This window comes from Streptomyces sp. NPDC019224, from assembly GCF_040632605.1.
GTDB lineage: Bacteria > Actinomycetota > Actinomycetes > Streptomycetales > Streptomycetaceae > Streptomyces.
In genome coordinates, this window is sequence record NZ_JBEYCF010000016.1 from 136,110 (window position 1) to 145,057 (window position 8,948).

9 protein-coding genes and 2 pseudogenes are annotated in these 8,948 nt (G+C 69.4%); 5 read left to right on the top strand and 6 right to left on the bottom strand.

What is annotated here, in order from left to right; all coding sequences use genetic code 11:
- The first annotated feature begins 1 nt into the window (after position 1).
- Positions 2 to 379: a metalloregulator ArsR/SmtB family transcription factor gene (locus tag ABZ564_RS13520; RefSeq protein WP_360854507.1), complete on the top strand. Its 378-nt coding sequence runs from the start codon at positions 2 to 4 to the stop codon at positions 377 to 379.
- Between the two features lie 1,019 nt (positions 380 to 1,398).
- Here the strand turns inward: ABZ564_RS13520 and ABZ564_RS13525 are convergent.
- From ABZ564_RS13525 to ABZ564_RS13535, 3 genes are all read right to left on the bottom strand, one after another.
- Complete coding sequence (locus ABZ564_RS13525; RefSeq protein WP_360854510.1) at positions 1,399 to 2,403, bottom strand: NADP-dependent oxidoreductase; 1,005 nt, start codon at positions 2,401 to 2,403, stop codon at positions 1,399 to 1,401.
- Between the two features lie 121 nt (positions 2,404 to 2,524).
- On the bottom strand, positions 2,525 to 3,184 hold the full coding sequence (locus ABZ564_RS13530) for an aldo/keto reductase (protein WP_360854513.1): 660 nt from the start codon (positions 3,182 to 3,184) through the stop codon (positions 2,525 to 2,527).
- A 45-nt stretch (positions 3,185 to 3,229) separates the two neighbouring features.
- On the bottom strand, positions 3,230 to 3,922 hold the full coding sequence (locus ABZ564_RS13535) for an SDR family oxidoreductase (protein WP_360854516.1): 693 nt from the start codon (positions 3,920 to 3,922) through the stop codon (positions 3,230 to 3,232).
- 118 nt (positions 3,923 to 4,040) lie between these two features.
- Here ABZ564_RS13535 and ABZ564_RS13540 point away from each other — a divergent pair, with 118 nt between their 5' ends.
- The 3 genes and pseudogenes from ABZ564_RS13540 (at position 4,041) to ABZ564_RS13550 (ending at position 5,841) form a co-directional block, all read left to right on the top strand.
- Entirely contained in the window at positions 4,041 to 4,616 is a 576-nt protein-coding gene (locus ABZ564_RS13540; RefSeq protein ID WP_360854518.1) for a TetR/AcrR family transcriptional regulator, read from the top strand.
- Positions 4,617 to 4,803: 187 nt separating this feature from the next.
- Positions 4,804 to 5,358: a winged helix-turn-helix domain-containing protein gene (locus ABZ564_RS13545; protein WP_360854536.1), complete on the top strand. Its 555-nt coding sequence runs from the start codon at positions 4,804 to 4,806 to the stop codon at positions 5,356 to 5,358.
- A pseudogene (locus ABZ564_RS13550) lies at positions 5,274 to 5,841 on the top strand (transposase). Before ABZ564_RS13545 ends, ABZ564_RS13550 begins: the two are co-directional and overlap by 85 nt.
- A gap of 166 nt (positions 5,842 to 6,007) precedes the next feature.
- On the opposite strand, the gene ABZ564_RS13555 reads toward ABZ564_RS13550, so the two are convergent.
- The 3 genes from ABZ564_RS13555 to ABZ564_RS13565 form a co-directional block, all read right to left on the bottom strand.
- The gene (locus ABZ564_RS13555; RefSeq protein WP_360854521.1) at positions 6,008 to 6,382 is read right to left on the bottom strand and encodes an HIT domain-containing protein; all 375 of its coding nucleotides are present in this window, start codon (positions 6,380 to 6,382) and stop codon (positions 6,008 to 6,010) included.
- Between the two features lie 341 nt (positions 6,383 to 6,723).
- Positions 6,724 to 7,470, bottom strand: coding sequence for a restriction endonuclease (locus ABZ564_RS13560; protein ID WP_360854524.1), 747 nt, complete (start codon positions 7,468 to 7,470; stop codon positions 6,724 to 6,726).
- Between the two features lie 35 nt (positions 7,471 to 7,505).
- On the bottom strand, positions 7,506 to 8,189 hold the full coding sequence (locus tag ABZ564_RS13565) for a restriction endonuclease (protein WP_360854539.1): 684 nt from the start codon (positions 8,187 to 8,189) through the stop codon (positions 7,506 to 7,508).
- A gap of 613 nt (positions 8,190 to 8,802) precedes the next feature.
- Between ABZ564_RS13565 and ABZ564_RS13570 the strand changes: the two are divergent.
- Positions 8,803 to 8,948, top strand: a pseudogene (locus tag ABZ564_RS13570) (IS630 family transposase); the annotation flags it as partial.

Sequence of the window (8,948 nt, forward strand, 5' to 3'; positions counted from 1 at the left end):
CATGGGTCACGGAGCCGACGACAAGAACCACGCCACCCCCCGCGAGCGCCTGGACGCGGCAGGGGCCAGCGACGTCGCTGCCACCCTCCAGGCCCTGGCCACCCCTTCGCGGCTGTACATCCTGGCCCGCCTCCAGGAAGGCCCCTGCGCGGTCGGCGACCTCGCCGAGGCCGTGGGCATGGAGGCGTCCGCCTGCTCCCACCAGCTCCGCCTGCTGCGTAATCTCGGGCTCGTCACCGGAGAACGCCGGGGCCGCTCCATCGTCTACGCCCTTCACGACAACCATGTCGCAGAACTCCTGGAACAGGCCCTCTTCCACATCGAGCACCTGCGCCTGGGCCTGCGCGACGCATCCACCGCGGGCCCCCTGGTCCAGTAGCAGGCCGGTGGAAACAACGCACCGGCCCGCCGCCCGGGTCATCTGCCTGGACGCTGCCCACCACCTGCTTCTTCTGCGCTGGCGGGATCCGTTCGACGGGACATGGCTCTGGGAGCCTCCCGGTGGGGGGCACGACGTGAACTGGCCGAGGAAAGCGGACTCGACCCGGCTGCCGTCCTTGACCGGTCGGTGCTCGTAGACCGTGATGTGCAGTGGAACGGCAAGCGGCACATCGGACGGAGCATTTCTTCGTGGCTCGGTTTGCCGACGAGCGACCGCCCCTGGTGCGTACCGGCTGCTCTTTGACGAGCAGGCCGACCTGGCCACGCATGGCCGGATCTGGACTCGCTGCGCACCCGGTTGAGCCGCCGCAGTTGCTGACCGTGCTCGACGCCCTCGTGCCGGACGGCCCGTGGTGTGATCGTGCACGAGGTGCGGCCACCTCTTTTTCAACTGTCGCCGGCTCTCCGAGAAACCCAGCCCGCTGGTGACCTTGCGTGATCCCCTGGGGCGTATCGGCTCCATGTTGCGCCGGTCTCGTTGCGGAACGGAGCGGTGGTCTTGTCGTGGTAGCCGAGCGCGTCGGCGACGACGGGGGCGGGCAGTTCGAGGAGTTGCTGCCGGAGGGCCGCGACGCGGGCAGCGGCGGCTGGGACCCCGGCCTCACTCAGGAGCGCGGACAGGTGATCGGGGCGGAACGGCTGGGCCGCCCGGCGGCCCAGGAAGAGCCGGCGGGATACGGGTTGGTGCGGTGTTCATGCTGTCGCGGTTTGCGATGTGCTCCAGCAGCAGGGCGGCGACCGGTGCTGGAGCGGGCGAAGCCGGCTCCCCGAGCCGTAGCAGCACCGTGTCGCCGTCGCGGATCACGTCGTCGACGGTGAGCCGGACGAAACCGGTGGACAAGCGCTGCTGCTTGAAGCGAACGAAGCCACGGGCGCCAGGCCCGTGACCAGGCGCGTCACGCCTTGCTCGGCGTGGAAGGTGAACTGGTGGAGCTGGTCGATGCCGGCGGGTCTGCCCTACGTCATGGAGACGACGACCTTGCCGGCCTTCGCCCGGCCCTTTTCGACGTACTCCAGGGCCTGGAGGGTTTCTTCGAACGGGAAGACGGTGTCGACGACGGGACGGATCTTCCCGGTGTCGATGAGGGGGGTGAGTTCCCGCAACTGGTCGCCACTGGCCTTCATGAACAGGAAGGAGTACGTCACGCCCAGGCGCTCGGCCTGGCGCCGGGTCTTGGAACTGAGCGCGGTCATGGCCAGGCGGAGGAGCGGGTTCGCGCCGACTTCGCGGGCGAAGGCGGGGTCGGGCGGGCCCGCGACACTGATGGCGGTGCCGTCTGGCTTGAGAACGCGCAGGGACCTGGCCAGGCTGTCGCCGCCGAGGCTGTCGAGGACGACGTCGTAGCCGTCGAGGATCTCGGTGAAATCCTGGGTGCGATAGTCGATGACTTCGTCCGCGCCGAGGTTCTTGACCAGGTCGACCTTGGCGGTGCTCACGGTGGTGGCCACGTGCGCGCCCAGTGCCTTGGCCAGCTGGACGGCGATGGAACCGAGGCCGCCGGCGCCCGCGTGGACGAGGACCTTCTGACCCGGCTGTAGCCGGGCGCGCTCGGCCAGTGCCTGCCATGCGGTCAGGGCGACCAGGGGGAGGGATGCGGCCTCGGTCATGGTCAGGGTGGCGGGTTTGGGCGCCAGGTCGTCCTGGTGGACTGCGAGGAGTTCGGCGAAGGTGCCGATGCGGTCCTTGTCGGGCCGGGCGTAGACCTCGTCGCCCACCGCGAAGCGGGTGACGGAGGACCCGACCTGCAGGACCTCTCCGGCGAGGTCGTTGCCCAGGACGAGGGGGAGACGGTAGGGCAGGAACGCCTTGAAGTCCCCGTTGCGGATCCTGAGGTCCAGCGGGTTGACGCCCGCCGCGTGGATCTTGACCAGCACGTCGTCGGCGCCCACCTGCGGGACGCGTATCTCGGCGGCGCGCATCCCCGCCCGGCCGCCGTACTTCTCGACCATGAAGGCCCTCATCGTCGTCTCCGTTCCGTATCCCGTCCACAGAAGGGGGCGGGGTCTGCGCTCGCCCCGGGCTTCTCCCCGTGCGAGATGGTTTGTGTTGTTCTCCTGGCTGCGGCATGGGCGCACCGCGTCCTCAGTCCCGTTCGCCCATCAGGCCACCGGCACGACAAGGGGCGGTGACGCGGTCGGCCGCGCCTTCCTGGAGGCGGTCCGGAGAGGCGCCGATCCCTTCGTGGGGCGTGCCGAGCGGCACCGCGCTGACCTCGGCCAGTCGGGTGTACTGCGCGTCGGCCGGCTGGACGTCGAGGGCGCCGGGGTAGCTGTCGGGCTGGGCTGGGGTGAGCGGGCCGATGATCGGGACGAGCGTGGCCACGGAGCGGCCGGCGTGCTCGCGCACCCAGGCCATCGCCACCTGGGCGGGTGTCACGCGGGTCTCCTCGGCGACGGCCAGGACGGTGGTCTTCCGACCGGTGCTCTCGGTGTGGATGATCATGCCCAGGCCGCTCAGACGCCCCTGGGAGGAGCTGCGGTATTCGCCGCTGAGCAGTCCGCCGCCGAGCGAGGACCACGGGGCGGCACCGAGCCCGAGACTCTCGGCCGTGGGCAGCAGTTCGCGGTCGGCGGTGCGCTCGACGAGGCTGTACTCGTGCTGGATACCCGCAATCGACGCCAGCTCTTCAGGTTCGCGAGGGTGACCGCGCGCGACACGCCAGGCGGTGCCGAGGTTCGCGTTACCGGGCGCGTACTCGGACACGCGCACTCCGGTCCGGCGTCCGAAGGTCGTATAACGCATGAAAGGTCCTTGCACGAGGGAGGCGCCGCGATGACGGGGTGAGCGTCAGCCTGCGTTCGGCTGGGGCGCCGCGGCCAGGTTCTGCTTGACGTACCGGCTGGTCTCGTCGGCGAGGATCTCGGGCAGGCTCGTCTCGATGCCGTGCAGGGCCTGGGCCGCGACGCCGGCGGCGGCGGTCTTCTGGTCGGCGGGGATGCCGGCGGCCATGTCGGTGTCCATGTAGCCGACGTGCAGCGCCGAGACGGCGATGCCGCGGGGTGCCAGCTCCTCGCGGGTCGCACCGGTCAGTGCCCAGGCGGCGGCCTTGGACGCGGCGTAGGAGCCGAGGGCGGCCGGGTGGAACCAGGACAGGGCGGACAGGACGTTGAGTACGGCGCCGCCGCCGTTGCCCTCGATGACGGAGGCGAAGGCGCGCGTCGCGGCGAGCGGGCCGTAGAAGTTGGTCTCCATCTCCCGGCGCACCTCAGCCGCGTCGCCTCCGATCAGCGTCGCGCCGGTGGAGACGCCGGCGTTGTTGATCAGCAGGGTGGCATCCGACGCGATGCGGGCGGCCTCCCGTATCGAGGCCTCGTCCGTCACGTCGAGGCGCAGCGGGACGGCGCCCGGCACGTCGACGGCTTCGGGCCGACGGGCGGCCGCGTACACCTTCGCGCCGCGCTCCACGAGCTGGACGGCCAGGTGGCGCCCGAGGCCCCGGTTGGCGCCGGTGACGACCGCGACCGCGTTCTTCAGTTCCATGCCTGCTCCTGATCTTCGGAGAGCGCCGTCGAGTCGCGCGCCTCATGTTTAGATTGCGAATATAATCTAAACATGGGACTACGATAGATGCCAGTCGACATTCAAACGGGAGGTGACCATGGGCCGCGTATCGCAGGCACAGGCGCAGGAGAACCGCAGGCGGGTGGTGGAGACCGCCTCCCGGCTGTTCCGGGAGCAGGGCACCCAGGTGAGCGTCGCCGACCTCATGAAGGCGGCCGGCCTGACCCACGGCGGCTTCTACAAGCAGTTCGCCTCCAAGGAGGCGCTCGTCGACGAGGCGACCGCCCACGCCTTCGCCGAGCTCGCCCGGCGCCATACGACCGGCCTCGAGCAGTACGACGGGCAGCGGGATACCGCTCAGCGGGCCCTGATCGACGCCTACCTCTCCGTCGAACACCGCGACGCCCCGGCGGACGGCTGCCCGGTCGCGGCCCTCGCCGTCGACGTCGCACGCGGGGATGAGGACTGCGGCGCGCGTCGCACCTACACCGAAGGGGTGGCCGACTTTGCCGCGTTCCTGGCCCCGGTCGGGGCCGCCGAGGAGGGCGAGGACGGCATCGCCCGGCTGTGCACCTTGTTCGGTGCGCTGGTGCTGTCCCGGGCCACCGCGGGCTCCCCGCTCTCCGAGGAGATCCTCACCGCCGCGCACGCGGCCCTGACGGAAGCCGGCTGACCGGCGCCAAAGCCCCGGGCGCCGCGCGGCGTGTGCGCCGGCCGCTGGAGTTCAACGCGGTTGCTCCGTTACTGACTTCGGCTCGTCAGGGTGAACCGTCCCGATCTGCCTGACGGGCGCGTTGCGAGGGCTGTACCGATGGTGTGTGAGATATGCGGATGGGGGCGGGCTGACCGCTGCGGGACGGTTGCGCCGGGAGCCGGTACGGATGCAGGCGGCCGAGCTGTTCGAGCAGGAGGTTAAGCCGGCGCAGGTGGCCCGGCGCCTGCAGGTGAGCCCGAAGTCGGCTTACCAGTGGCACCAGTTGTGGCGCGACGGTGGCGGGAAGGCTCTGGCCTCTCGCGGGCCGGGCGGGTCACGGTGCCGCCTGTCACCGCGCTGCCTGGCCAAGCTCGCCGCGTACCTGGACCAGGGCCCTGCCGCACACGGCCGGGTGGAGGGCCAGGTCTGGACCGCTTCGCGGGTGGCCACACTGATCGGCCGGAATTTCCACGTCTCCTACAGCGTCTCGGGCGCCACCAGGCTGATGCACCGGCTCGGCTTCAGCTCCCAGCTCCCCACGCGGCGGATGGCCGAGCGCGAAGAGCAGGCCGTCACCGCGTGGAAGGAGGCGACCTGGGCGGAGGTAAAAGGGCCCGGGCAGCCTGTGGGGGCTACATCTGCTTCGAGGACGAGGCAGGCTTCACCCGCCGACCGCCCACAGGACGCACCTGGGGCCGACGAGGCCGCACCCCGGTCGTGACGGTCAGCGGCCGCCGCTCGGGACGCCTGTCCGTGGCCGGGCTGATCGCCATACGGCCCGGCTCGCGCACCCGGCTGTGCCACCGCTTGCGCACCCACCCCGCGGGCAAAGGCCGACGCCGCAGCATGGGCGAGCGCGACTTCATCGCCCTGGTCGACGGCGTGCCCCAGCTCGTCAAGGCGCCGGTCGTCCTGGTCTGGGACCGCCTGAACACCCACGTCTCCCACGCCATGCGGGACTTGATCGCCGAGCGCACCTGGCTGACGGTGTTCCTGCTTCCCGCCTGCTCACCCGACCTCAGCCCCGTCGAATGGGTGTGGGCAATACGTCAAGCGGAGCCTCGCCAACCTTGCCGTCATGACCCTCGATCGACTCGAAGCCCTCGTCCGCAACCGGCTCAAGCGTCTGCAGTACCGACCCGAAACCCTCCACGGCTTCATAGCCGGCACCGGCCCGACCCTCGACACCCCAACCTCACCCTGACAAGCCGAAGTCGGTAACCAACTCGACATCTACGGATTCCCCCTCGCCTGTACTGGGGCTGGTGCACACGGCCAAGAGGGGCACGCCGCAGCTCAACCGAGGACACTCACAGCCCAGAGCGCCATCACCGCCCGCTGACAGGGCCGCTGACCCGGAGCAGCGCACATCAGGCCAGGCGGCGCCGCAACTCAGCCGCGATCCTCGCGGTCTCGGCCGGCTCCACCTCGGCGACCCCGTGCTCCGCCATGAGCGCATGGAACTGCTGCTGCTCGTACGGGGTCCCAGGCTGCAGGGCAGCCACGTGCCAGTGAACATGCGGATTTCCCTGCAGGGATCCCAGCGACAGCAGATACACCCGTTCCGGCGCCAGCACCTCCTCGACCGCGAGCGCCACACGGCGCACGGCCTGCATCACCCGCACGTAACCGTCGTCCGAGAACCCGCTGACCACATCCTCCACATGCGCCTTGGGTGCGACGAGAACCTTGCCCGGGAGCGTCGGCCACCGGGTCCAGGAACGCCACCTGGTCCGCGTCCTCATAGACCAGCTCGTGCTCGTAACCGGGTTCACCCTGCAAGAACGCGCAGACGAAGCACGGCCCGTGCCGAGCCCTGGCCTCGTAAGCCTTCAAATCGAACAGCTTGCGGCTCACGGACGACATGGCACACCTTCCACAGAGCGGAGTTCTCCCGCAGCACGGCGACCGGCGGCAGGAACCACTTCCCGCAGGGGACACGGTGTGCCCGGCCGCTGTCGGAAGATACGCGTGTTGAGAACCCCTCGACCGTGCGGCCACAGCCGTTGACAGGGCACTATCGGCTTCATGGGTTGCACGCCCTCCACCTTCGCCGAAGCCCTCAACCTCCATACGCCCGCGGTGTCTACGCGGGCGTGTGCTCCTCCGACACCACGGAGTACAGATGCTCGCCGTGCGCCCAGCGCTTTAGCTCCGGCCGGCCCACGAGGACGATTCCGTGGCGCCGGGCAAAGTCCGTCGCCGGCCGGGTGAAGCCGTTCAGGGCCACGAGGACGGGCACCTGTGCGTGATGTTCCGGCACCGCAGTGCCATTGAACCTCTGTACAGCTTCGGACCCGACCGCGCTGCTGTACTGTTTGCACTGCAAAACGATCTTGTCGCCATCGTCGTCCCAGGCCACAACGTCCGCCCCCAGGTCTCCGGCGCCCCCGACCCGGCGAGCACGCTGGAACCCGTCCCGAGCGAGCAGATCGGCGCACGCCTGTTCGAAGCCGTCCGCGCTCATCGCGGCGAGCTGCTTCATCCGGAAGGTCAGGACCTTGGGCGACGCAGTGATGGGCTCACGATCACCGCTCTCGGCCGAGCCGTCGTCGTAGGCGTCGTGGACGACGTAGGCTCCACCGCCGTGTTCGGAGAAGACCACGAAGCACAGCAGCACGAGCGTGCCCAGGATGATCAGCGAGAACCACCAGGGATGTCCCAGGAGCCATCCCCACACGTCCTCCGTGAACCAGCCCCCGAGGCCGTCGCGCACCCACGGCCACGCGTCCTGCGTCAGCCACTTCCAAGCGACCTTGGCGATGGCCAGGCCGAGGACCAACCCCAGGATGCGCTTCAGTACCGGGTCCAGTGACCCGTCCTCGTTGAACACCGTTCCCCTCTTCCCCGCCCTGCCGGCAGATGACGCTACGCGGCTCGTCGAACCACGGTCCTGCGTGCCCTGCGAGCGGGCAGACGCAGCAGGATGTGCAGCGGAACTCCGTCATCGGCCCACCGCCGAAGGCGTTCGCGATCGACCCAGTGGACTCGGTGCCGCTCGCCCCACGCCTTGGCATCCCGGGTAAAGCCGCCGTTGGTGACCACGACCGAGACATCCGCCTTGTGGACGGGCCCGGCGGTCCCCTTGACCTGGTACATCACCTTCGAGTCGACCTTTCCTCCGACGGTGGTGTGCTTGGCCTGAAGCACGATCCGCCCACGCTGGGCATGCCGACCGATGACGTCGGCCGCCTGGTCGCCGGCCTGCCCGACCCGCTGCGCCGACCAGCCGTCCCGGATGAGGAGATCCCGAAGCGCGAACTCGAACTCCGCATCACCGAGCGAGTCGATTCTCTCGAGCGGGAGTCGTAGGACCGCGACCAGCGTGGCCTGGGCCCGTCGCAGCCGAACTCGCCTCACCTGCCACCAGATGACAGCCAGCACGGCTGCCGCGGCCACGGCGAGCGCGAACGGCCAGCCTCGTACGATCGCGCGCCACAGTCCCCTGGCCGCCTGGACCAGCATGGTGGTCGCGGCCGCGGCGACGAGCGCCGCTGCTACGCGCTCGTGGCGACCGCGCGGCGCCCGCAGCCGCAGTTGCTTCCTGCCCATCATCGGCTCGGCACTACGGACACAGACGGAGTGGAGGCCGGATTGCTCGTCTCCGCGCCGCTGTCGCTGCTGCCGAACCCGAAGAGTTGTCCCCACAGCCAGAGGAAGGCAACGATTCCCGCGATGGTCCACCCGCCCAGCTTCTTTCCGCGGGGCCGGGGATTCCTTCTGATGTGGCGTCGAACCTCGTGAAATCCTGCCGGCGGCATGTCCTTCCCCCTCCTGTGGCCTGGCAACTTGATAATGCTGCCCTTATGGATATGGGTGTATCAGGGAGCACTGACAAAAAGTGATGGATCATCACGAGGGGTGGCGTCCATCGAACGCAAACCGGCCAGGGCTGCTCGTGCCGCCCTCGTCGACGGATGAAGGGAGTGGGTCTCCTGCCTCTGAACTGCGGGTTTCGCATGTCGCAAGTCGTCGTGCGCTGGCATCACACCCCAGAATCGTGGTGAATTGCCGCCGGTTGCCGGCAATTCACCTGCGTCGACGCGGCGAAAGGGCCCTCGGGAGAGGGTGAGGAGTTGGCGGGAAAGTAGAGGTACCGAAGAGCGCTCGGAAGCACTTCTAGTGTCCTGAGTCGGTAGTCCGCTTGCGGTTATAGGGTGGGGTTATGCCTGGTCCGAAGCCGCTGCCGTTGGAGTTGTCCGATCACGAACGCCGGGTGCTGCGGGGTTGGTTGCGCAAGCAGACCGCGTCGCAGGCGCTGGTGCTGCGGTCGAGGATCGTGCTGGCGTGCGCTGAAGGGCGGTCGAACGC